This window comes from Paenarthrobacter sp. RAF54_2 (assembly GCF_052113945.1).
Classification (GTDB): domain Bacteria; phylum Actinomycetota; class Actinomycetes; order Actinomycetales; family Micrococcaceae; genus Arthrobacter.
In genome coordinates this window covers 78,858-102,466 of sequence record NZ_JBFRDV010000010.1, presented here as the reverse complement: position 1 = coordinate 102,466, position 23,609 = coordinate 78,858, and the positions used below count along the sequence as shown (strand labels likewise).

The following is a 23,609-nucleotide window of genomic DNA, read 5'->3' as shown; positions in this document are numbered from 1 at the left end:
CCATGGATACCTCCCTCCCCAGGGACGCGGCTGCCGTAAATCCTGCATTGCCGTTGCGTCTAATGCTTCTCACCCACTCATATTGGCCGGAGCACAGCCCGCCGCAGCGCCGTTGGCTGTCTCTGACCCGGGAATTCCGGAAGGCAGGCTGGGACGTCGACGTCGTTGCTCCCGTCGCGCACTATCCCAATGGCAAGCGGGATCTGCCCCGGCGAAAGGCCGGATTTGCTTTTGCCCACCAGGAAGGCCCGCACGGCGAAAACATCAGGCGCGTGCCCTACCTTCGGCATCTTGGCACCTCGCCGCTGGCACGTTTCGTTGACCAACTCTTCTCCGCTGTGATGTCCGTTCCGATAGGTTTGGGGGGCAAGAAACCCGACGCGATTCTCGCCACCGCTCCGAGCCTCCCGACGCTGGCTACTGGATACGTACTTTCCCGAGTTCGTAGAGTACCTTTCATCGTCGAGATGCGGGATGCCTGGCCGGACCTGGCCCGCGACGCCCGAATCGTGCAAGGCAGCGTCAAAAGCCTGGTGGAGCGTGTGGTCGAGTTCGTCCAGCAGCGGGCGGACCTGGTTGTCACGGTCACCGATGGCTTTGCCGAGACGCTGCGGGACCGCGGCATCAAGAACGTCGTCACCGTGAGCAACGGCCTTGATTTGAACTCGATGCCTTTCCTTGAGCCTCCGGCCTTGGAACGGGACGTCTTTCATGCCGTGTATCTCGGAAATCACGGCAAGAGCCAGCGCCTGGACATCCTCATCAGGGCAAGCGCGCTGCTGGGCGATGGATTCCACCTCACACTGGTGGGTCACGGCACGAGTCGGCCGCAACTGGTGAAATTGGCCCGCGACCTCAACGCGCCTGTGACCTTCTTCCCCTCATTGCAGGGTCAAGCAGTCATGGACAAATACCGTGAGGCCGATACGTGCATCGTGTCCCTCCGTGATGACTGGAAATCGTTCGAGACCACTGTCCCGTCCAAGACCTACGAGGTTCTGGCCATCGGCAGGCACGTCACGGCGGTGGTTCGGGGTGAAGCGGAACGCATCATCATTGAGGCGGGCGGAGGCGACGTCGTCGCGGCGAACGCAGAAGCAGTAGCACAGCTGTGGCGGGAGCTTTCCGAGGACCGAAGCCGGCTTGCCTCAGGCACCAGCGGACGCGACTGGGTCAGGGACAACGCCGACTACGCTCAGCTGGCCCTGCGATACATGGACTCAATAACCTCCTTGGTCAATCCGGAGTCAGCGGATGTTGGGGGGACTGCGTGATCCAACTCCTCAAGAACATTGCCCTGACCGCGGGAACAGTGTCAGAGCACCTCACTGAGTCGCCCTTTGTTTTGTTCCTCCAAGTCCTTCGCCGGCTCCCGTACAGGATCGCCAGACCGCTGGCTCGTTTCGTGGCCAGGCTTGCGCCCAATTCCGCCCGTCCCCTCTTCCTGCTGGCCAGCCACGTGGCGGGGGATACCTCCGGACTTACCCGTCGGTTTGAGCATGCTGTCCGTGCCGGTCTTGATGGCGACCGCGCCCGCAAGACCGCAGAAGTAGCCATCGCTGCCGGGCAGCCAGCATGGGCGGATGTCTTCCTGCCCCTCGCCGCAGGGGCGACCCGGACTCCGGCGACGCTCGCCAGACGCAAGTGGTACGACGGCGACATGAGTGGCGCCGTCGTCGACCTCGCTGGCGAGCGGGGCGGCATGGCGAAACAGCGGCAGCGGCTTGAGTCCRAAGTCCGCGTCTTTCAGGGGTGGCGTCCCTCGCTGATTGCATCCGCAGTGAAACCGCAACCGCGTAGGGTCCTGCACCTTCTGACGAACTCTGTCCCGCATACCGGCAGCGGTTACGCCCGGCGCAGCCATTCGATCTTGACAGCCCAGCAGGACGCGGGTTGGGAAGCAATGGCCGCAACGCGCCTGGGTTACCCCGTGCAAATCGGCGCATTGACAGCGCGGCAGCATGACGTCGTTGATGGCGTGCGCTACGAACGTCTCCTGCCGGCGCGCATGAAGCCGTCCACGCATGGTCGCTTACAGCAGCAGGCTGAAGGCATTTTGTCCCTTGCCCGTGATTTTAGGCCGTCTGTCCTCCACACCACCACCCACTTCGTCAACGGCCTGGTAGCCCGGGAAGTCGCAAACGCGCTGGATGTCCCGTGGGCCTACGAAGTCCGTGGACAACTGGCTGACACGTGGGCGTCAACGCGTAGCGAGGAAGCTCGCCGGAGCGAACGGTACAAGCTTTTTACCGAGCGGGAAGCCGATGTCATGCAGAGCGCTGACCTTGTGGTGACGCTCGGCGAATCCATGAAACACAACATCGTGGCCATGGGCGTTCCGGACAGCAAAATCCTGATTTGCCCCAATGCCGTGGGCGGCGCTTACCTGGAAGAACCGCTCGATCACGGCGAGGCGCGGCTGACATTGGGGCTGGACCCGAACGAGCTCTATATCGGGACAGTAAGCAGCCTTGTCGACTACGAGGGCCTTGACGATCTGGTCACAGCATTTGCGCTGCTTGCGCCACGACTGCCACAGTTGAAGCTGGTTTTGGTTGGGGACGGCACCGCCGCGCCCGCGCTTCAGGACCAAGTCCGGCGCTTGGGACTCTCGGAACGGACCATCTTCACAGGGCGTGTCCCTCCGGAGCAGGCTCGCCTGTACCACTTGGCGCTGGATATTTTTGTGGTTCCACGCAAGGACCTCGCTGTTACCCGGGCCGTGACGCCGCTCAAACCTGTGGAGGCTCTGGCTTCGGGCAGGCCCGTGGTGGCCAGCAACCTGGACGCCTTGCGGGAGATAGTGCACGACGGCGTAAACGGCAGAGTGGCCAACGCTGAAGATCCCGGGGGACTGGCTGAGGTGTTGTACGAATTGCTTGATGATGAAGGTTTACGGAAGCGGCTCGGCGCCGCTGGCAGGCAGGAAGTATTGGCTACGAGGACGTGGCAGGCAAATGCCCAGGCATACATCCGGGCTTATGAAAATTTGGGCGTCTAACAACGTAAGGAGGGTCAGCTGATGTCGGCGAAGAAAGCACTACTGCCCGAGCCAGCACTGGTACAACCACTGGCTGTGGACATGCGCCGCCTGACGCGCGTTGGTGCGCGCCCGGGCTTTCTGGACTACCTGGTTCAGCTGTGGGACTTCCGTGAGTTCATTTTTTATGACGCCCGCGCCAGGGTGCAGAGTGGCACGCGACGAGACCGCTTGGGTAGTGCATGGTTGCTGCTCAACCCGATCTTCAATGGGCTGACGTACTACGTTATTTTCGGCATTCTGCTCCAGACCAGCGGCGGCATTGAGAATTACGTTGGCTATCTGGTGATTGGAATCTTCATATTCCAGGGCACATCGGGCGCCATAACAAGCGGTGCCCGTTCCATCCACAGCAATAAGTCCGTGGTCCAGGCTTTCAACTTTCCGCGGGCGACTTTGCCGATCGGCATGAACATCCGGGAAATGATGTCAAACGTGCCGCTGATCCTCGCGATGCTCTTGATCATCACCCTGATCCCGCCCGTCGAGAAGATCACTTGGCTCTGGTTACTCATCATCCCGGCACTTTTGCTTCAGTCAGTCTTCAATCTTGGTGTTGGACTGATTCTGGCCCGCATCATTTCGCGCGTCCACGATGCCACCCACCTGCTGCCGTTCTTCATGCGCGCGTGGATGTATGGCTCCGCCATCTTCTACTCCTACGAGAAGTTTGTGAAGCACCCTGACATTTTGGCCGTTCTGAAGATGAACCCGTTGTTCAACGTCATCGATATCCTTCGCAATTGCATCCTTTATGCCCAGCCACCCACTTGGCAGTCCTGGGCCACGTTGGCCGTCTGGGCCCTGGGAGCACTTCTCGTGGGTATGGTCTTCTTCTGGCAAGGGGAGGAGTCCTATGGTCGCGGATGAGCAAGTCCTGGATGTTGAAGGCCATCCGTGTGTGGTGGTTGACCGTGCAGCGATGGAATACCGTGTGGTCACAACCGACTCTGAAGCCGTCGCGCAAGAACGCCGGGACACCAGTTTCCTGAGCCGCCTGGGCCGTCGGCCGAACACGGTGACGGTACGTGCACTTTACGAACTGTCCTTGGTGGTGGAACGAGGCGAGTCTGTGGGAATTATCGGCCGCAACGGCTCGGGCAAGAGCACGCTGATGAAGCTCATCAGCGGTCAGATGCGCCCCACATCGGGAGCGATTTTCGCTTCAAGCACACCGATCATGCTCGGTGTAAATGCTGCGCTGATGCCTGACTTGTCCGGCCATCAGAATGTAGTCCTTGGCTGCCTTGCCATGGGCATGAGCCGGCAGGAAGTCGAGGCCAAGTTCCACAGCATCGTAGAACTCTGTGGGCTGGAGGATTCCATTTACCTGCCCATGAAGTCATATTCATCGGGCATGGCCTCCCGGCTGCGTTTCGCAATCGCCGCGAGCATCGACCCCGAGATTCTTCTGGTGGACGAAGCCCTGAACACTGGTGACGCCCAGTTCGGTGATCGAAGCAAACGACGTATGGACCAACTCCGCGAACAGGCTGGTTGTGTCTTCCTGGTCAGCCACTCCCTGGACACAATCACCAAGATGTGCAGCCGGGTCCTCTGGCTGGACAAGGGACACCTGATCATGGATGGCGATCCTGAAGAAACTGTTCGCGCCTACCAGGACTTCACAGGTAATTTGGCCAAGGGAAACAACATCACAGCTGCACGTGTCCGCGATGAAGCGCGCGCCAGTCTACAAATGACGGAAGTTCTGACTCGTAGCAAGATGCGCAGGAGCAGGGCGTAATGCGCTACGTATCGGATGTGCGTACGGCAGCATGGCATTTTCGCCAAGGAGGGCTACCCCAGCTGCGAAAGTGGTATCGGCGGCACAAGACCGCTACAGCGAGCTCTGTTAGCAGTGCTCGCGGAACCATCCTCCGAGCCAAGGACGGACGCTCTTTGTCCTTCGACGACTTTGACTACCCAGCCGTTCCTCCCCGCCGCACTGACCTTACAGTTGCCGTCATCCTGGACGATTTTTCCGCTCGTTCGTTTTCTTACGAGTGGAACGTGCTTTTCCTCGAGAAAGACAACTGGCTCCGACAACTGCAAGAGCAGCGCGTGGACTTCTTGTTTGTCGAGTCCGCATGGAACGGCAACTCCGGCTCGTGGCAATACCAGCTCACAGGCAGCAACGGGCCGCGACAAGAGTTCATGGATTTGATGCAGTGGTGCGGCAAGCACAGTGTTCCTACCGTCTTCTGGAATAAGGAAGACCCTCCGCACTTTGAGGACTTTCTTCCCGCGGCGCGCGAATTCGACGCCGTCTTCACGTCGGATGAGAACAAGCTTCCGGATTATCGTGCGGCCCTTGGCCACGACCGGATCGGGGTTCTTCCGTTCGCAGCCCAGCCTGCTATCCATAACCCGGTAAGGCCCGCGAACGGCAGGCATTCCAGGGATGTGGCCTTTGCTGGGATGTACTTTGCGCACAAGTATCCAGAACGCCGGGAACAACTGCAGGTTCTTTTGGACGGCGCAATCACGGGTTCGTCCACATTCAAGAACGGACTTGAGATCTTCTCCCGTCAGTTGGGCGGAGAACCCGAATATCAGTTCCCTGCACCTTACGACGCGCATGTGGTTGGTTCGCTCAGCTATGACCAGATGCTCACCGCGTACAAGGCGTACAAGGTCTTCCTGAACGTCAACTCCGTGGTGGACTCACCGAGCATGTGTGCGCGTCGGATCTTTGAGATCACGGCCTCCGGAACACCCGTAGTAACGACGCCCAGCCCTGCACTGCCCCGTTTTTTCCCTGACAACGAAATCCACAGTGTTGGCAGTGCGGAGCAGGCGGCGGACGTCGTCAAGGCACTGATACGCAGCCCCGAACTCAATGATCGCGCCGTGCACTTGGCCCAGCGACGTATCTGGGCTGAGCACACATACGCGCACAGGGCTGAGGAAGTTGTACGGCTCGTGTTGCCTGCACGTCAAAGGCCCGTTCAGCCGGAAACCGTCACTGCCCTGGTTTCCACCATTCGCCCACACCAACTGGAGCACATCTTCAAGACAGTTGGCTCCCAGCGGGGAGTGGACGTTGAGCTCGTGTTGCTGACGCACGGATTCAAACCCAATGCTTCCACCATCCGGAGGCTTAGCAAGAAGTACAACGTGACTCAATTGACGTTGCTTCAAGAGCCGGAATCGCTGAGTCTGGGAGCCTGCCTGAACAGGTGTGTTGCCGAATCCAGTGGTGCGGTACTCACCAAGATGGATGACGACGACTATTACGGTCCTGATTACCTACGGGACCAAGTCAACGCACTGCAGTACTCGGGGGCGGACGTAGTGGGCAAGCTCGCTCACTTCATGTTCATTTCGAGCAGGAATGCTGCTGTGTACCGTTTTGGACACATGGAGCACCGGCTCAGCCACATGGTCATGGGACCCACCATCATGGCGAAACGCTCCGTCTTTGAAGAGCATCCGTTCGAGGACAGAAGCCGCGGCGAAGACACTGCCTTCCTGAACGCAGTGACCCAAGCAGGCGGAAAGATCTATTCCTCTGACCGATACAACTATTACCAACTCAGGAGCGGAGCGGGACACACCTGGAACGCCTCCGACGACGAGCTCCTCGCCTCAGGAGAAGTCCGGTTCTGGGGCAATCCCACCGAACACGTCACGCTTTAGCCCAGACTCAAGATTTGAAAATAAAAAGGGGAGCATTACTTTGAACACCATCAAACGAGTAGCAGTCATCGGCCTTGGATACATAGGCCTCCCAACCGCAGCCATCCTGGCAACTAATGGCATCGAGGTCATCGGCGTAGACGTCAACCAGCGCACGGTTGATGCAGTGAACGCTGGTCAGGTTCCATTCGTCGAGCCGGACCTCGGAGTCCATGTGTCCGGTGCTGTGAGCCAGGGTCACCTGAGCGCGAGTACTTCCACGCCCCAGGCTGACGCCTACATCGTTGCCGTCCCCACACCGTTCAAGGAAGACCGCTCCGCCGACTTGAGCTATATCGAAGCCGCGGCCCGGGCAATTGCGCCGCAGCTGCGAGGCGGCGAACTCCTGATCCTTGAGTCCACATCCCCTCCCGGCGCCACCGAGCACATGGCCCAGTACATCTTGAACCTCCGGCCCGACCTGAGCTTGGATGGTTCCGACTCGAAGCCGGCAATCCTTGTGGCCCACTGCCCGGAGCGCGTTCTTCCGGGACGCGTCATGATCGAACTCGTCACCAATGACAGGATTGTCGGTGGTATGACGGCGGAGGCTGCCGAGAAGGCAAAGCACCTCTACGCTGTGTTCTGCCAGGGCGAGATCCTGACCACGGACGCCGTCACCGCAGAGATGGCCAAGCTGGTGGAGAACTCCTACCGCGACGTCAACATTGCTTTCGCGAACGAGCTTTCAGTCATCAGCGACAAGCTGGGAATTGACGTCTGGGAACTGATCCGCCTGGCCAACCACCACCCCCGCGTTAACATCCTGCAGCCGGGCCCCGGCGTGGGTGGCCACTGCATCGCTGTGGACCCGTGGTTCATTGTTGCAGCAGCTCCCGAGGAATCCCGCCTGATCCGTACCGCGCGTGAAGTCAACGATGCCAAGCCGGAGTGGGTTTTCCAGAAGGTCGTTTCCGCTTTGGAGACGCTGCCCACCACGGCAGAGGTTTCGGTTCTCGGACTCGCGTTCAAGGCCAACATCGACGACCTCCGCGAATCACCCGCCATCGAGATCGCAGCACACCTCGCCGACGCTCTGCAGGATCGCCGTATCAACGTTGCTGAACCGCACGTGGAGGAACTCCCCAAGCAGCTGGTTAACCGCAGCAACGTTGAGCTCGTTTCGATCGAAGATTCCATCCAGCGCTCGGATGTAGTCGTCGTTCTGGTCGATCACGACGACGTCAAGGCCGTCGCCCCTGAGCTGCTCGCGGGCAAGATTGTTATTGACACGCGCGGCGCGCTGAACCTTGAAACCACGCCAGCGGCTATCGCTGTCTAGGTTCCCAGACCTGTAGCTGCTTGCCGCCTCAGCGAGCAAAGACATGAGAGTTGAGAATGAACCGCGCAAGAAATATTGATCCAAAGGTTCATGCGATCACAGGCTATCCCTCGATTGGCTCATTCCTGAGCGCCCGCGAAATCAAGGGAGGATATCATGTGATTGATCATGGAGGGCTTCCTATTGACGTCCTGGTCCAAAATCGCGGGCACAAGACGACGGCCGTTTTTCTCCACGGCGCGGTACGTCCAGAGTACCGGCTACCCATGATTGCTGGCCTGGGCGTTTCCCGCGAAGTCGATGTAAACAGGATCTTTATTTCTGATCCTAGCTTGATCATCAGCCCTACTATGAACCTTGGCTGGTATGCGGGTAACTCAAAGCAAAGACTGCAGCAGATTCTCCAAGACATCATCGCCAAGATCGTTTCGTCATTTGGTAGCGAAAGGCTCGTCTTTTTCGGTACATCCGGCGGGGGATTTGCTTCTCTTTACTATTCCTCGCAGTTCCCGGGCTCTCTCGCAATCGTTGCAAATCCACAGACCGACATAGCTAAATACGAGCCTGTCCCCGTTGCCAACTACGCCGAGACCTGTTTTGGGGTCAGTGGAAGCGACGCCATGGAAAGACTTCCGCACAGCGTCACGACGGATCTCGTGAAGGTCTACAGCAAACCGGTAGAGAACACTGTTGCCTACATGCAGAACAGCACCGATAAATTCCACATCGAACGTCACAGGAACCCGTTTGTTGAGAATTTGTACTACAGCAATGTCGTCTTTGAACTCATGGGTGATGACTGGGGCGAAGGACACGCTGCTCCCCCCAAGGCGCTCATAACTGATGTTCTAAACGTTGCCGCCAGCGATGACTGGGCGGYAGGACTGAAGGGACTTGGCTTCGCCCCGCCGAGTTTCGATGGCCTGGATGCTGCAACACAGCGAGGACGGCGAGTTCGCGAGTAGCCCCTCCAAACTAGGCCTGATGACGTCCGGTGTCTCGTTCGAATACCTCTCTGGTAGTCGAACGGGACAGCCCCAGCCGGACGGAGCACGGTGCAAAGAAAACTAAATAATTCCCAGAGAACTTCGATGCACGAAACGACTTCACGGAGCATTGCAGAATGTTAAGACTCAAAAATGACTCACCGCTGACCAGATTCCTTCGAACGCCCAGAGGGATTCTTGGGTTGGCAATCGGCGCCCTAATCTTCGCTGGTGGCCTTATCTCATACTTGGAATCCGAGAACTTGGGGATTTTCCTCGTTGTCATCGGATTGGCAGTGGCTGTCCCGGTTCTCTTCGAGGGCACTTACACCGTTCGCCGTTCGCTAGCGGCCGTGCGACAGAACACGCAAAAGACTACTGAGCAGACTCGTGCTATATCGAACATTGCCAAGTCGGCGGATTCGATCGACAAGAGTGTTCGCTTAAATGAAACGGACGTGGCCAAGCTCGTATCCGTCGGGAACCATACTAAACACGTTGCCAACGCCGAGGCTTTCCCCCATTTGGAGCAGATTCGTGACTGGGTGGGAATGACCCGACACGTACAAAGCCGGAACATTTCGGTTGCAGCGGCAAGTGGAATATTTGAGTCAATCAGTCATCACTTGCCAGCAACGGTGGTGCATATCGGTTCCGGCATCTCAACTGCATGGGTCGCGAACTGCCTGACGCATCTGCAACCACGGCCCTCCCTAACAGCAGGATTGGTGGAGTCGGACCAGGAGATTGCTGCCTTCCGCGCCGTTTTGGGTACAGCCCAAGAAGACGTGAGCGCAAGTTGTCATCTCTTGCCCGCAAGCCCGGTTCCGGCTGCTTCCCTCGCCGGAGTAACGGCGCACTCGGCCGACATGGTCGTTATCGACTTCGGGGGTATTGCTTCAGGAACTGCGTTGACAGACAACATCCCTGCGTTGTATTTCAATTGGCTCCGGCCTAAAACGCCTGTGGTTATCGTCGACTCGTCCGCCATCGATGTTCGGCCCGCCGTCCAGGCGTTTCTCGAGGCTCATCCTCGACTTTACGTAAGGAACATGTCGAAGTCGTACAACCGCGCAGAATTGATTGGAACGTGAAAGAGATGCACTCGAGCAACGTCCAGCTTGGCTTGTTCAACCTGGTGAATAATTCGTTTGGGCTGGAGATTTCCTATGCCCTGCCTGAATCCACTCGGGACCTTCCTTCCGTTGGGGTGGTCCTGGACGAATTCTCGACACAGTGTTTTGCCCCTGAAGCGCGACTGTGGCCGATCTCCCCAAGGGACTACGCAGAGGCGCTGGAGCGTCTTCGTCCAGATGTCCTCTTTGTTGAGTCTGCTTGGAGTGGAAATGATGGAGATTGGGCCTATCAGATTACCGGCCCCGGCGGTCCCAAGACGGCATTCTATTCACTGATCCAAGCATGCAGACAACAAGGAATACCTACCGTCTTCTGGAACAAGGAAGACCCGCCCCACTTCGAAGAATTCCTCCCTGCAGCCAAGGAATTCGACGTGATCCTCACGTCCGAAGAGTCCTTGATCAAGGATTACGCGGCGGCGGCTGGTCATGACAACGTGGCCACCCTTCCCTTTGCTGCACAACCGCGTATTCACAAGCCGCTACGTGACTCACAGTCCAATGTGGGAAACGTGGCCTTCGCAGGGCAGTATTTTGCGCACAAGTTCCCGGAACGCCGTGAGCAAATGAATCTGTTGTTCCCCCCGTCGGCAGAGCTGGGCTTGTCGATATACTCACGGGCGCTCGGCGGGGATCCGAACTATGCCTTTCCTGAACCTTACGCACAGTTCGTGGTGGGCTCCCTCCCATACGCGGCAATGGTGAGGGCATACAGCCACCACAAGGTCTTCCTAAATGTAAATTCTGTACCGCAGTCGAAGAGCATGTGCGCGAGGCGGATTTTCGAACTGAGCAGCAGCAAGACAGCTGTTGTCAGCGTTGAATCAGAGGCTATTGCCGGTGCTTACGCGGCTGACGAAGTTTTCACAGTGCAAACGCAGTCGGAGGCAAAGGAAGTTCTTGGGCGCCTTGTGGGCGATCATGACTTCCGTGAACGCGCGACACATAAGGCCTGGCGTCGTACGCTGCAGCAGCACACCTATGCCCAACGGATGCAGCAGATCTATTCCATGGCCGGGCTTGAGTGGAAGATTCCCCGCGATGGCGTTACGGCCGTGCTCGTCGCGTCCTCAGTGTCGTCCTTGGACCGCCTCATCGCCCAGGCAAAAGAACAGACGATCGAGTTGGAAAATGTTGTGGTTGTCTGCCGCGTCGGAGCTGACGACAGTGAAATTCGTTCAGCATTGAAGCGCAGAGGCATGTCCGAAACCACCACCATCCTGCGAACGCTTCAGGACATCGAGAGTTTTCATCTGGATTCCCCGTTTGTAACCGTGTTCTCTGAGGCCTTTGACTACGCGCCTAACTACGTAAGCGACCTGCGTCTCTATACACTTCACGACGCTGAGTCCCGAGTTACAGGCAAGGCCGTCACGGCCACTGCCAAGAAGCCAGATAGTGCCTACATTGGCGATAGCTGGCCTGAAGATACCGAAGGCTTCCGCGTTCTCTCAGGTGCATGGATTTCGCCGATATCAGCTGATTGGAAGCCCCTCCTCGTGCACGAATCTTTGACTCCTGGTTCGGTCTTTGAATCTTCAGAGTTGGTCGCGATTTCGGATCGGTTCAATGTACGCGAGGTATCCGCCAGTTCAGATAATCCGTCCTGGACGGTTTAGGGAATCATCATGAAAATTGCTTTGTTTGATGGCATAGTCGAAACGCACGTAGCTAGCTCCCTTGAGCGGGCCCTCGTGGCTGCCGGCCATACGGTTCTGAACACAGGGAAGGTCGGCCATGGATACAAGTTTGCGACCGGTCCTGCGCAGTTGCACGTCCTCAACGCAACGTTGGATAAGGTCATCGATTTTCGTCCTGACGTGATTTTCGTGTTCAGGCCGGGCAGTCTTCCGATGCCGCTGCTGGAACGGGCTAAACGCACAGGCGCACGCCTGGTGGCATGGCTTTCTGATGACCCGGTCCTTTGGGATCTCTCCTATGGGCCAGTTGTGGAAAGCTATGACGTGGTCCTCCACTGTGGTACTGCCCGGGTATTGGATTTTTACGAGTCCATGTTTGGGCGTCCCACTGGCATCAACTTCCCGTTCTGGACAGACCAAACTGCTTTCCCCTATGTGTTTGGATCGCAGCCACGGGAATCAGATGCAATGTTCTTGGGCAACGTCCACGACGAAGTTCGCCGGACCAGGTATTTCGACTTAGGCTCGCTTACCTCAAGTATCCGAATTCATGGCAACGTGGGGCGGGACTACTACCGAATCGGCGGTGGGTTCCTGGACAGCGACGAGGAAGTGGTCGAGGCCGGTGCCAGAACCGGACTCGCGATCAATATTCCGCAGTACTTCCGGGACCACCAAGGTCTCGAAACCTGGTTTGAGGGTTTGGACAAGCTGGGCTTCTTCCAGTATCCAAGTCGCGTAATCCAGTACGCCGCAATGGGAATTCCGATCGTTTCCATTGTCCCGGACGCCGACGACCTGGCCTCCTTCCCTGAGATCATCTGCGTCGATTCGATAGCGCAACTGGACAACACCATTCAGTCTTTGCTTGCGTCTTCTTCACTGGAAGAACTGAGCCGTTCAACGCACGATCGTTTCCTCAGGAACTACTCTGCAGCGGCTCGCGTCATGGCGTTGGAATCGGTACTTTCTGATGATTCCTGGCAGGATCTGGATGCTACTGAACGCAGTCTCTGGTTCACTCAATTTGATGCTGTGGATGCCGCTCGCGAGCAAGCTGAACCCATTCGTTCAACCGAAGTTGCCGTTCCGCAGGAGCGCATTGAGGTGAAGGTCACGTCGAACGCCCGCTCAATTGCCGTACTCGGCGTGGGATTCCGAAGAGTAACCTCCACATCATCGGTGGCCATGAGAGCGCTGCAAACGTTGGGACACAACGTAGTAGCCCTTGACCTTGCCCAATATAAGAGTGTCCTTGTACCCGACCCCAACAACGAGTTTAAATTTGTGGTCAACGCGGCCAAGTTCATTCAGTCCGTCAAGGACCTTCCTGAACTGCTCGTCATATCGGGGCTGGATTGTGGCATCACACAGGCGGGCAGGGATGAGTTGCTCGCGGCCGGTGTCCGGCTTGCGGTGATTGGTGCTGAACACGCCAAGGGCGCCGAGAAGGTTAAGCGCTTGGCGTCCAGGGTGGACTACTTTGGCGTCTTGAACGAAACTGTGGCCGCTGGACTTGTCAGCGACGGCTTCGAATCAGTGGAGCACCTGCCGCATCTGGTAGATCATTCGTTCCGGATGGCCACGGAACGGGTTCGCGAACGTGAGCAGCGAGTAGTAGTAGCGGGAAAGCGGAGGCTTCATTTCAACAAACAAGCCGCAGCCTTCCGGGACTTGGCCGACTGGCCTTCGCTGGAGTTGTTCATTGAGGAATCACCTGCGGAATTCAACGACGTTGGGCTGCTGGCGGCTGCCTTGAAGTCCACCGTTGTTGTGGCCCCCTATGATGCCAGTATTCCGGGTCCGCTGCCGTCTGAAGCCTTGCCGTTTGCCATGGCTTCAGGTTCTCTGGTGGTGGTGCCCCGCGGAGTCGGCACGATGAACATCTGTCCTGCCGGCATCGCCTCAGTGTCCGTTCGGGAGAGGGGCGAACTGGCTATGAAACTCGCCAGATTGGCCTCCTCGAATGCAAGTACAACGAGAATTCTGGCTGCAGCCCGTACAGCGGTCCTGGGGCCGCTCAATGCTGAAATGAGATTTGAAGGATTGSTGGAGCGCATCTTTGCGAGCGAACCAACAAGATTCAACGTTCAGCAAATTGTTAGCGACATCGATATTGTCGAGCCAGAGGTCAGCTGGATGCTCGGACATGACCGAAGGTCCGTAGTAGTAACCCACGAACGGATCAAGGGCAAGGGCACAGATCTGATAGCAACGGTGGCGCACAGCGTTAGCGAAGAGTCAGCTGGGTTGTACAAACTGACGGTAAGTGTAGGCGGATCTGTCGCATACACAGAGGTCTTGAAGACCTCTCCGCTTACACGCAATCTGCGGGTCCACGTTCCCAAGAACCTGAACACGCCGGAGGTGTCGTTCGCTATCCTTCCGGCTTCCAAGTCTCTGAAGGTCCGCCCTGCTTCGTTTCCCTCTGCGGAGATCAGCAACCTGGAGTGGGTTGGTTCTCTGGAAAACGTGAATTCCTTGGTGACTGTTTCCACGTCCCCCTGGGGTGCTGGGAGCGGTATTTCCACGCGCTAATAAGTCACTTGATGACAGAACGAGGCCTTCTGCCCACGGGCAGAAGGCCTCGTCTATTTACAGCTGAACTCTAGCCGCGATCTGAGTAGAAGGCGTCGTTCTTTGCGCCTGCGCCGTTTACGACGTCAATCATGTAGTACTTGCCAATCCCGAGCGAGGTGCTGCCGAGTTTGGCCGTGACTGATTCGAGCCGTGGGTTGATGCCATGTTGCGTGCCGTAGTCGGCGTTGTAGTCGGCAGCGGTTACGGTCTTTTCGAAGGTTCGGCCTGACGTGTCCGTCCATTTCACATAGACCGTCCCCCCGCTTAGATTCTGCCCCGTGACCAAGACGTCGCCGTTGCCATAGAAGATCGAATCAGTGATTACCGGAGTCATGTTGCCAGCCTTCAACCGTTCGGCCAGGGGAGACCAAGCGCCAGTACATGTGTAATAGCCGTCCCACATGTAGGAGATGACTCTCGTGGGCGAGTTTCCCAACTGTTGAAGTTGCCTGTCTACTCTTGACTTGGTGGTTTGACCCCGCGAGTTGCTATCGCAGGGATTCTGGGACGTTGCAGGCGCCATACCCTCGAGATTCGCCCACAGTTCAGCTCCTGTGCCATCAATGCCTTCCGCGGCGGCTACAAAATAGTCGCGGACAGGGGCCTGATACTTACTTCCCCACGTCCCGGTGCCAACAATTGATGCATTGAACTGATCTACGGGGTTGTTCGCTTCGTTTCCGAAGAATGCACCCGATTTCCCCGTCCCCATCCCATCTTGAATAGCAACTGCAAGCTTATTGTTGCCGGCCGTCATTCCGATCTTTTCTGCCCCATCACGGACTTGAGTGAGCGAGAGGCCCCCGGTCTTCCGTCCGTCCAAGTAAGGACTTACCACTCCACTGCGCCCGGGGTGTATCAGGGCAATGGCTTGGTTCTGGATCTTGTAGAGGTTCAGTATTGGATCGAACGTCGTGCCGCTGGTGACTGGCATTTCGTATGAAAGGTAGAAACCAGCCAATCCGGCCACATTTGCAACCTTGGCTTGGTAGCGAAGGAAGCGCTCCGTGAACTGGGTAAAGGCCGGAAGATACGTGACATCAGGAAGGTATCCGTAGTCTGTACGCGCCACCGGCATCGGCAGCCCGGCGTAGTACTTCATCCCCAAGGAGGTGGCCGTCTTTGCCAGGGAGACATTGACGCCAACGGTTCCCGCTGCGGTTGCGCCACTAATGACGACGACATCATAGAGTCCATTAGGGGACGTGCAGCTGCTGCCCTGGTTTGGCAGGACGAGTACTGTGAACGGCTTTCCATTTCCCGTGAGGGAAATATCACGAGGGCAGACGTGTGAGGGCGTCCCCCATAGAGCGCTGTCTGAGTATGTGAAGTATCGATTGACCTTTACTCCAGCGGCGGCGGCCTGCGCGCAGTTTATTCCGTTGACCTTGCAGTCGGCGGGAATGTCCGTCAGGGTGGCGGGTTTTATGCGCGATCCAAATGTTATGACAGTATCGCCGCCGACTGCTTTGATGTCTGAGAGTTTCTGCGAGTTGACCGAATCGCTGGTGCTCCCAAAAATGAAGTAGCCACTAATGGGGTAAACAGGTGGCGCAGCCGCTTGGGCTGTCGATGCGTGCAGGAAACCTATTACTAAGACAAATGCGGCCAGAAGGCTGGCCGTTGTATGTCTGGCATTGGCCGTAGGTGGGACGGACGTCTCTGACCTGAACTTTGCCACAGCGGATCCTTGGGCTCGTAGGATGAGACCATGGACCTATGGCAAAAGGATGGCGTGCGGGCACGCCAAACTCAATGACTTGACGACAACTTTCAAGCACCAAAAAGAATTGTAAATTGTGCTAACAGTTCGTGACAGATCTGTTGCAGGCGCCGTCCGTACTAAACGGAAACTGTCACACCAAATTCGTCGATCCGCTGCCCGACTCCCAGAAGTTCTGCAATAGCAGCGACTGTGCGTTCTGACGCTCGACCGTCACCGTACGGGTTGACTGCGTTGGCCATGGCATCGAAATGCTCGGCGTCGTTCAAGAGACGATCAACCTGGGCGACGATTCGTTCCTCATCGGTCCCAATGAGAGTGACAGTGCCAGCCTCAACCGCTTCAGGACGTTCCGTGTTTTCACGCATCACCAGAACGGGCTTGCCGAGGCTTGGGGCTTCCTCCTGGACTCCACCGGAGTCRGTGAGGACGATGTGTGCCAGGGACAGCATTCGAGTGAACTCCCCGTAGGCCAATGGCTCGGTGACGACCACATTCGTCTTTCCCTCGAGGGCGGGCAGGACCGCTTCCCTGACAACCGGGTTCTTGTGGGCGGGCAGAACGATGACGAGGTCCGGCTCGGCGTCTGCGATGCGGGCCAAGGCACGGCCGACGCCGCGCATGGCATCACCCTGGTTTTCCCTGCGGTGTGTGGTGACAAGGAGAATCTTGCGACCACTGGCTGCAAGTTCTTCGAGCTGGGGGTCAGTGAAGGGAATCTGCTTGTCTACTGTGGTGAAGAGTGCGTCGATGACGGAGTTGCCGGTGACGACGATGTCTTCAGCAGATACGCCTTCGGCAAGGAGGTTCGCCCGGCTGGTGGTAGTGGGCGCAAGGTGCAGCGTCGTGATTTGGCTGGTGATCTTGCGGTTGGCTTCCTCGGGGAACGGCGAAAGGAGATTGCCGCTGCGGAGACCTGCCTCGACATGGATTACGGGGATGCCATGGTAGAACGCCGCGATTGCGCCAGCTGTAGATGTGGTGGTGTCACCTTGAACGATGACGGCGTCCGGCTTGTTTGCCGAGAAAAGCTTGTCGAGCCCGGTCATGGTGCGCGTCATGATGTCCGTGAGCGACTGACCGGGCTGGAGGATATCGAGATCGTGGTCAGGAGTAATACCGAAAAGCTCGTTGACCTGATCGAGCATTTCCCGGTGCTGACCCGTGACGGTAACGATGCAGTCGAACTCTTCGGATTCGTGCAAAGCGTGAACAATGGGTGCCATTTTGATGGCTTCCGGACGAGTACCGAAAATGGGCATGATACTGGGCACGTTTTCCCCCAAGAGAGCGATCTTGCGACAGACAGAGACTTCAACATCCTAGCTGAGCTTGCCGCTGAGCCAGAATCGACACTCGAGCGGGCTTGTGAAAGCTAGCCCGCTAAAAGCAGGACTGCCAGAAGAGTCGGAACCGCCAAGACAACCAGAACGACAAGAACCAGAGCCACCCGGCGCTTGAACTGTTGCTGCTCGGAGCTCTTGGTAGGGACTATGGGGATCGGCGCTGACGATGGCCGCGGGTGGTCGGTTATCGGCGCAAGCGGCGTGCGGACAGGAGCCGACGGGAGCTGAAACCCCAAGCGACGACGCCTGAAGTGACGGCCCGCTGGAAGCGGGCCCGCTGGCGTGTGACTCACCTTGTGCACCTTCCATGGACGGTCGCTTGGCGACGTGTTTTCTGACAGTTCTTCCCTCTACCTTAGTGAGAAGAACACTCCGGCTGCATCCACGCGTCGATGAGCCCGCCTGTTTCGACGACGAATCGGTCCAGCCAGGCTCGGGCCGAAAGGTCGGGTTGGGAGCCGACCATTTGGATCTCTGCAGAGGTGCACTGGCGCATCAGGGTGCCAGCACGAACGAGGTGATAGTCGGACGTCACCACGGTGACGGACTTCCACCCGTTCTGCTTGATCAGCTCCGCAAGGCCTCTGGCTTCACCCCGGGTATTCAGCGGCGAGGGGCGGAAGCAAATCAGATCGGGGTCTTCGTCTTCATGGCACAACGCGTCACCCTCAACGTTGCCGGAAAGGCCTGTTGTCGAGACTACCAAAAAGGGGATGTCCAGGCTCTCCTGGAGTTCCTGAGCCACTGGAAGTCGTTCCGTGCTTAACCCGCCTAAAACGACGATGGYGTCGGTACGGTGAGGTATGGCCTGCGGAGGGCTGTAAAAGAATTGAAAAGCGGCGATCAGCCATAGCAGCGCGATCGCCACAACCGACAAAGCGACCCGCACAGCTGCGCGCGTGAGGGAGGCGGTTTTGAGGGGCACGGGGACAGTCTATGGTCCCCGAATGTGCGTTCCGTACGAGTTGCCTCCGCCCGGGCAGTTACCGCGTATCGACGTCCTCAAACACCAGGAAAGTCTGGGTGTCCAGGATGCCGTCCATGGACTGTAATTGGTCGAAGATCACACGCCGTAGGTGGATGTTGTCCGTGGCGCGGACCAGCAGGATGACGTCAAAGTCGCCACCCACCAGGGCGATGTGGTGGACCTCGGGAATCGCCCGCAGGTGCTCCTTCAGTTCTCGCCAAGAATGCTGCTGGACCTTGAGGGTGACGTAGGCCGAAGACCGCAGGCCGGCTTTGATGGGATCCACCAGTGCCGTGAACTTGGTCAAAACCCCCTCGCCTGTAAGCCGGGCAATGCGGGAGTAGGCGTGCGCCCGGCTGATGTGCACGTTCTCGGCCACTTGGGTAATGGACATCCGGCCGTCAGTTGTGAGCTCTCGGATGATGTCCCGATCCACATCGTCCAGGGGTACGGCAGTCTGCTCCGCCTCGGTCTCGCTCACGTGGTCTCCAATTCGTCTACAGAACTGACTCGTTACCCAGCTCACATTTGCAATTCGTCTTTCAGAATACTCACTTCCTGCATGCTCTTCCATGATTTGAGCGAAAGCTGGATACGAAACAGCTGTCCGGAACATACTGGAAGCACATAGTGGCTAGAGAAGGACGGACCAATGACGATCCACGCAGACCACACTGCGCCGGAAGCGGCAGTAGAGGACCAAGCTGCTGACGTCCAGAGAAAATTCGGCATCAGCGTAGAGGACTACATGCTGCCGGCCCGGCACCAGATTCAGATGGTGAATCCGGATGGCACCCTTCGCACCGATGAAGAGCAGGGCACCGAACCCGGCCACGAGTACCCCACGCCGAGCGATGCTGAACTCATGGCCGCTTACGAGCAGCTCGTCGTCGGACGTCGTGTCAACGATCAGAACTCCGCGCTCGTCCGGCAGGGCCGCATGGCTGTGTATCCGTCGAGTCACGGACAAGAGGCATGCCAGGTTGCGGCTGCCATGTGCCTCAGCGAAGGTGACTGGCTGTTCCCGACCTATCGCGACGCCGTCGCAGTCATGACGCGCGGGGTGGACCCCGTCGAGGCGATGACAATTTTCCGCGGTGACTGGCACGGTGGCTACGACCCCAAGAAGCACCACGTCGGTATCCAGTGCACGCCGCTGACCACACAGCTGCTGCACGCAGTCGGCGTCGCGCATGCTGCCAAACTCCGCGGTGAGGACACCGTGGTGATGGCGATGTGCGGTGATGGCGCCACGAGTGAGGGTGACTTCCACGAGGCCCTGAACTTTGCTGCCGTCTTCCACCTGCCGGTCATCTTCTTCGTGCAGAACAACAAATACGCCATTTCCGTTCCTCTCAGCCACCAGTCGGTGGCGCCGTCGCTGGCCCATAAGGCTGTTGGCTATGGCATGGCCGGTGAGCGAGTGGACGGCAACGACCTCGTCGCGCTCCTCGCCGTGATGGACCGTGCCGTGAAGCTGGCCCGCGAAGGCTCTGGACCCCTCCTGATCGAGGCCCACACCTACCGCATGCAGGCGCACACCAACGCCGACGATGCCACGCGCTACCGCCCCGACAGTGAGGTGGCCGAATGGCAAGCGAAGGATCCGCTGACCCGAATGAAGTCCTATCTGACCGAGAAGGGGCTCCTGGACGACGCAGCCAACGACCGCATTGCGGAACATGCAGAAGCGGTCGCCACCCAATTGCGCGAAGGCCTCGGTGAAGATGTCCCGGTACAGCCGCTGGACCTCTTTAAGTACGTCTTCTCCAAGCCCACCCCACAGCTGAAAGAGCAGTCTGAACTGCTTGCCGGCGAACTCGCCCGAGAGGAGAGCGCGAAATGACCGTCACCACCAACGTCAACGGCAACGTCAGCGCCGCCACCGCAAGCGCCGCCGCGTCCGCTGCAGCTACCGCTGAGGCGAGCGGACCGCAGTCCATCACCATGGCCAAGGCGCTCAACACGGCCATGGCCGATGCCATGCGTGCTGACTCCTCGGTCCTGGTCTTCGGCGAGGACGTCGGCATCTTGGGTGGCGTCTTCCGCATCACCGACGGCCTTATGGCTGAGTTCGGCGAGCAGCGCTGCTTCGATACCCCGCTGGCAGAATCGGGCATCGTCGGCATGGCTGTCGGCATGGCCATCAACGGTATGCGGCCTGTCATCGAAATGCAGTTTGATGCCTTCGCCTACCCGGCTTTCGAACAGATCGTCAGCCACGTCGCCAAAATGCACAACCGAACCAAGGGCAAGCTCAAAATGCCCCTGGTCATCCGCGTTCCTTACGCCGGCGGCATCGGGGGAGTGGAGCACCACTGCGACTCGTCCGAGTCCTACTACGCCCACACCGCTGGCCTGAAGGTCTACACCCCAGCAACCGTCGCAGACGGTTACCGGATGCTGCGCGAAGCCATCGATTCCGATGATCCCGTCATGTTCATGGAGCCCAAGAAGCTCTACTGGTCCAAGGACCAGGTGGACCTGGACGCCTTGCGCGCAGAACACGACGCCGGCACCTCCACCGAGGGCCGTGCAGCGGTTGCGCGTCCTGGCACCGATGCGACTCTGATCGCCTACGGTCCGTCCGTTCCCACTGCGCTCGCAGCGGCGGCGGCTGCGGCCGAAGAGGGTCGCTCGCTCGAGGTCATCGATGTCCGCACACTCGTCCCCTTCGACGACGAAACCGTCTGCGCGTCCGTGCGTAAGACGGGACGCGCCGTCGTGATCGCCGAGGCGCACGGCTTCGCCTCCGTGTCGTCCGAGATCGTGGCCCGGGTGCAGGAGCGTGCGTTCCACTACCTCGCCGCACCGATCCGCCGCGTAACAGGCTTCGATGTCCCGTTCCCGTCTCCCAAGTTGGAGCACTACTACCTGCCAAGCGTCGACCGCATCCTCGACGCCGTCGACGACCTTCAATGGGAGGACTGACCATGAGCTCAGATATGCAGGTATTCCGTCTGCCGGACCTGGGGGAGGGTCTCACCGAGGCCGAACTCGTGAACTGGCTAGTCGCAGTCGGTGACGAAATTAAGGTGGACCAGCCGATCGCTGAAGTCGAAACCGCAAAGTCTATGGTCGAGGTTCCCTCACCTTATGCGGGCACCGTCGCGGAGCTTCACGGTGAGGCCGGCCAAACCCTCGACGTCGGCAAGCCGCTGATCTCGATCGCTCGTTCAGGCGCTGCTCCCGTTGCGCCGGAAGCTCCCTCCTCTGCCGAAGATGCGGTCTCGACTGGGGTCGTGACATCCCCTGAGGTTGATGCGGCCGCCGAGACGTATCGCACTGAGGAGAAAGCTGGCTCCGGTAACGTACTCATCGGATACGGCACTCCTGGTGGCGTAACTGGAGGCCGGACCCGACCGCGGAAGGCGAGCGTCGGCGTCGTCGATCGCGTCACGGAGACGCGAGCCGATCAGCCGGTTGCTTCCGAGCCGGTTGTCGCCGGAACGCGCATCCCCGGCAAGCTCAGCGCGGTTATCTCCCCGCTCGTCAGAAAGATGGCCAGGGACCACGGTGTYTCGCTGGAGAACATCGAGGGCTCCGGTGCCAGTGGGCTGATCATGCGCAGGGATGTGGAAGCTGCTATTTCAGTTCCTGAAGCTCCTGAAGCTCCTGCTGTTCGTGAGAAGGCTCCGGCCTCGGCTGTCGCCGTTGCTGATGGCGAGCTCGATTCCCGTACCGGCCTGGCTGTGTCTGCCCGGACACCGGTCCGCGGAGTTCGCAAGGCAGTTGCCGCGAATATGACCAAGAGCCGCACAGAGATCCCTGAGGCGACGGTCTGGGTGGACGTGGATGCAACCGCTTTGCTTGAGATGCGGGCTGAACTGAAGAAGCGCGCTCCGCATGACACACCTGGTCTGCTGGCTTTCATCGCTCGTTTTGTCACTGCTGGGTTAAAAAAGTACCCGGCACTGAACACGCGCTTTGAAATCGGGGAGGACGGCTCACAGGAGATCGTCGGTTTTGACGGAATCAACCTTGGTTTCGCAGCACAGACAGATCGCGGTCTTATGGTCCCGTCAGTCCGGAACGCGCACCAGTTGAGCGCCCGCGAGTTGGATGCCGAGATCCGGCGCCTGACCGCCGTCGCGCGTGACGGAAAGGCGACCCCAACGGAACTCGGCTCAGGCACGTTCACGCTGAACAACTATGGTGTGTTCGGAGTAGATGGCTCCGCCGCGATCATCAACTACCCCGAAGTTGCGATGCTCGGGGTGGGTCGCATCATCGATAGGCCGTGGGTGGTCAACGGTGAACTTGCCGTTCGCAAGGTTACCGAGTTGACCCTCGCCTTCGATCACCGCGTGTGCGACGGCGAGACCGCTGCTGGCTTCCTCCGGTACGTGGCCGACGCTATCGAGAACCCTGGTGGGGCGCTCGCGGATATGTAGACGGATGGGGCCGTTGCTCGGTAGCAACGGCCCCATCTGTGTGTGCAGTTACTTCACGGCCGCCGTGATCGCGTCTCGCATGTGGTGGTAGACCGTGTCTACGTAGTGGTACGGCGCGAGGCCCCACTGATGTCCTGCCGCGGCCTTGACGACGTCCTGGCCGATCGACAGCACGTTGCACCCTCGGTCGCGGAGATGATCAAAGTAGCGCTGGTACAGCTTGTTCCATGTGGAGGAGAAGTAGCCCCGGTACTGAAGGGCGTCCTGACCGTTGTCGGCCGACTCGGACCATTCAGGTGACAAAACAATGAGCGGCTTCCCGGTTGCCTCGATCTTTTCCAGGACCGTATCTGCGGCTTTGACCCAAAGCTCAAAATGCTCGTCCGAAGCGAACGGGATAAGACGCGGTTTCGTGCTCTGCTGTTGCAGCAGTTTGCTCTCCTCGAGTTCCCAAGTCTGGGTTACATATGTCCTATTTCCTAGCTCATAGACGCCAAGTCTTTCATCGACCAGGTCGAGAACGAAGATGTCGGTCTTCTGTCCGTCCGCCTCAATGGCGCTGAAGAGGGAAGACCGGATGTCGTTGCGGACGCACTCATTCTGGAACTTGGATTTCAACGCGCTTTCGCCCCGAAGTACAGCTCTGGGCGACGCGGCGCTGATCATGCCCTGACGGGCGACATAGCCGACGATTGTCCAGTCATCGCCGAGGAAGGGCTTTGTGTCCCGAGAGACACAGCTCCCGTAGATGAAGATACCTGGCATGACAAACCCCCGTGAGGTAGAGAAGAAACTCCACAAGCCTAACAAGTCTGGCCCGGCCCAAAAGAGCGC

General features: G+C 58.5%; 18 protein-coding genes. 13 read left to right on the top strand and 5 right to left on the bottom strand.

What is annotated here, in order from left to right; genetic code table 11:
• Positions 1 to 2 precede the first annotated feature (2 nt).
• From AB4Y87_RS12200 to AB4Y87_RS12155, 10 genes are all read left to right on the top strand, one after another.
• On the top strand, positions 3 to 1,274 hold the full coding sequence (locus tag AB4Y87_RS12200; RefSeq protein ID WP_442004600.1) for a glycosyltransferase family 4 protein: 1,272 nt from the start codon (positions 3 to 5) through the stop codon (positions 1,272 to 1,274).
• Positions 1,271 to 3,001: a glycosyltransferase family 4 protein gene (locus AB4Y87_RS12195; RefSeq protein WP_442004599.1), complete on the top strand. Its 1,731-nt coding sequence runs from the start codon at positions 1,271 to 1,273 to the stop codon at positions 2,999 to 3,001. The genes AB4Y87_RS12200 and AB4Y87_RS12195 overlap by 4 nt, the downstream gene beginning before the upstream one ends.
• A gap of 21 nt (positions 3,002 to 3,022) precedes the next feature.
• Positions 3,023 to 3,910 (top strand): ABC transporter permease, encoded by an 888-nt coding sequence (locus AB4Y87_RS12190; RefSeq protein ID WP_442004598.1) that lies wholly within the window; start codon positions 3,023 to 3,025, stop codon positions 3,908 to 3,910.
• Positions 3,897 to 4,787 carry an ABC transporter ATP-binding protein gene (locus AB4Y87_RS12185; RefSeq protein WP_442004597.1) on the top strand — a complete coding sequence of 297 codons (891 nt, stop codon included), beginning with the start codon at positions 3,897 to 3,899 and terminating at the stop codon, positions 4,785 to 4,787. The genes AB4Y87_RS12190 and AB4Y87_RS12185 overlap by 14 nt, the downstream gene beginning before the upstream one ends.
• Positions 4,787 to 6,682: a glycosyltransferase family protein gene (locus tag AB4Y87_RS12180; RefSeq protein ID WP_442004596.1), complete on the top strand. Its 1,896-nt coding sequence runs from the start codon at positions 4,787 to 4,789 to the stop codon at positions 6,680 to 6,682. Before AB4Y87_RS12185 ends, AB4Y87_RS12180 begins: the two co-directional genes overlap by 1 nt.
• Before the next feature lie 40 nt (positions 6,683 to 6,722).
• The gene (wecC, locus tag AB4Y87_RS12175) at positions 6,723 to 8,003 is read left to right on the top strand and encodes a UDP-N-acetyl-D-mannosamine dehydrogenase (RefSeq protein WP_442004595.1); all 1,281 of its coding nucleotides are present in this window, start codon (positions 6,723 to 6,725) and stop codon (positions 8,001 to 8,003) included.
• A 56-nt stretch (positions 8,004 to 8,059) separates the two neighbouring features.
• Entirely contained in the window at positions 8,060 to 8,968 is a 909-nt protein-coding gene (locus AB4Y87_RS12170) for a hypothetical protein (RefSeq protein WP_442004594.1), read from the top strand.
• A gap of 269 nt (positions 8,969 to 9,237) precedes the next feature.
• Positions 9,238 to 10,083, top strand: a complete 846-nt coding sequence (locus AB4Y87_RS12165; RefSeq protein WP_442004593.1) for a hypothetical protein — start codon at positions 9,238 to 9,240, stop codon at positions 10,081 to 10,083.
• Between the two features lie 5 nt (positions 10,084 to 10,088).
• Positions 10,089 to 11,744, top strand: coding sequence for a CgeB family protein (locus tag AB4Y87_RS12160; protein WP_442004653.1), 1,656 nt, complete (start codon positions 10,089 to 10,091; stop codon positions 11,742 to 11,744).
• Positions 11,745 to 11,753: 9 nt separating this feature from the next.
• Positions 11,754 to 14,303: a hypothetical protein gene (locus tag AB4Y87_RS12155; protein ID WP_442004592.1), complete on the top strand. Its 2,550-nt coding sequence runs from the start codon at positions 11,754 to 11,756 to the stop codon at positions 14,301 to 14,303.
• A 70-nt stretch (positions 14,304 to 14,373) separates the two neighbouring features.
• Here the strand turns inward: AB4Y87_RS12155 and AB4Y87_RS12150 are convergent, their stop codons facing one another.
• The 4 genes from AB4Y87_RS12150 to AB4Y87_RS12135 form a co-directional block, all read right to left on the bottom strand.
• On the bottom strand, positions 14,374 to 16,026 hold the full coding sequence (locus AB4Y87_RS12150) for a hypothetical protein (RefSeq protein WP_442004591.1): 1,653 nt from the start codon (positions 16,024 to 16,026) through the stop codon (positions 14,374 to 14,376).
• Between the two features lie 161 nt (positions 16,027 to 16,187).
• Complete coding sequence (gene wecB / locus AB4Y87_RS12145) at positions 16,188 to 17,342, bottom strand: non-hydrolyzing UDP-N-acetylglucosamine 2-epimerase (protein WP_442004590.1); 1,155 nt, start codon at positions 17,340 to 17,342, stop codon at positions 16,188 to 16,190.
• Positions 17,343 to 17,769: 427 nt separating this feature from the next.
• The gene (locus tag AB4Y87_RS12140) at positions 17,770 to 18,339 is read right to left on the bottom strand and encodes a YdcF family protein (protein WP_442004589.1); all 570 of its coding nucleotides are present in this window, start codon (positions 18,337 to 18,339) and stop codon (positions 17,770 to 17,772) included.
• Between the two features lie 58 nt (positions 18,340 to 18,397).
• Positions 18,398 to 18,862 carry an Lrp/AsnC family transcriptional regulator gene (locus tag AB4Y87_RS12135; protein WP_223934236.1) on the bottom strand — a complete coding sequence of 155 codons (465 nt, stop codon included), beginning with the start codon at positions 18,860 to 18,862 and terminating at the stop codon, positions 18,398 to 18,400.
• Positions 18,863 to 19,033: 171 nt separating this feature from the next.
• On the opposite strand from AB4Y87_RS12135, the gene pdhA reads away from it, so the two are divergent.
• From pdhA to AB4Y87_RS12120, 3 genes are read left to right on the top strand one after another with little or no spacing between them, the layout of a single operon-like run.
• The gene (gene pdhA / locus AB4Y87_RS12130; RefSeq protein ID WP_442004588.1) at positions 19,034 to 20,227 is read left to right on the top strand and encodes a pyruvate dehydrogenase (acetyl-transferring) E1 component subunit alpha; all 1,194 of its coding nucleotides are present in this window, start codon (positions 19,034 to 19,036) and stop codon (positions 20,225 to 20,227) included.
• The gene (locus tag AB4Y87_RS12125) at positions 20,224 to 21,312 is read left to right on the top strand and encodes an alpha-ketoacid dehydrogenase subunit beta (protein WP_442004587.1); all 1,089 of its coding nucleotides are present in this window, start codon (positions 20,224 to 20,226) and stop codon (positions 21,310 to 21,312) included. The genes pdhA and AB4Y87_RS12125 overlap by 4 nt, the downstream gene beginning before the upstream one ends.
• A 2-nt stretch (positions 21,313 to 21,314) precedes the next feature.
• Entirely contained in the window at positions 21,315 to 22,775 is a 1,461-nt protein-coding gene (locus AB4Y87_RS12120; protein ID WP_442004586.1) for a dihydrolipoamide acetyltransferase family protein, read from the top strand.
• Between the two features lie 48 nt (positions 22,776 to 22,823).
• On the opposite strand, the gene AB4Y87_RS12115 is transcribed toward AB4Y87_RS12120, so the two are convergent.
• Positions 22,824 to 23,540, bottom strand: a complete 717-nt coding sequence (locus AB4Y87_RS12115) for a DUF6270 domain-containing protein (protein WP_442004585.1) — start codon at positions 23,538 to 23,540, stop codon at positions 22,824 to 22,826.
• Between the last annotated feature and the right edge of the window lie 69 nt (positions 23,541 to 23,609).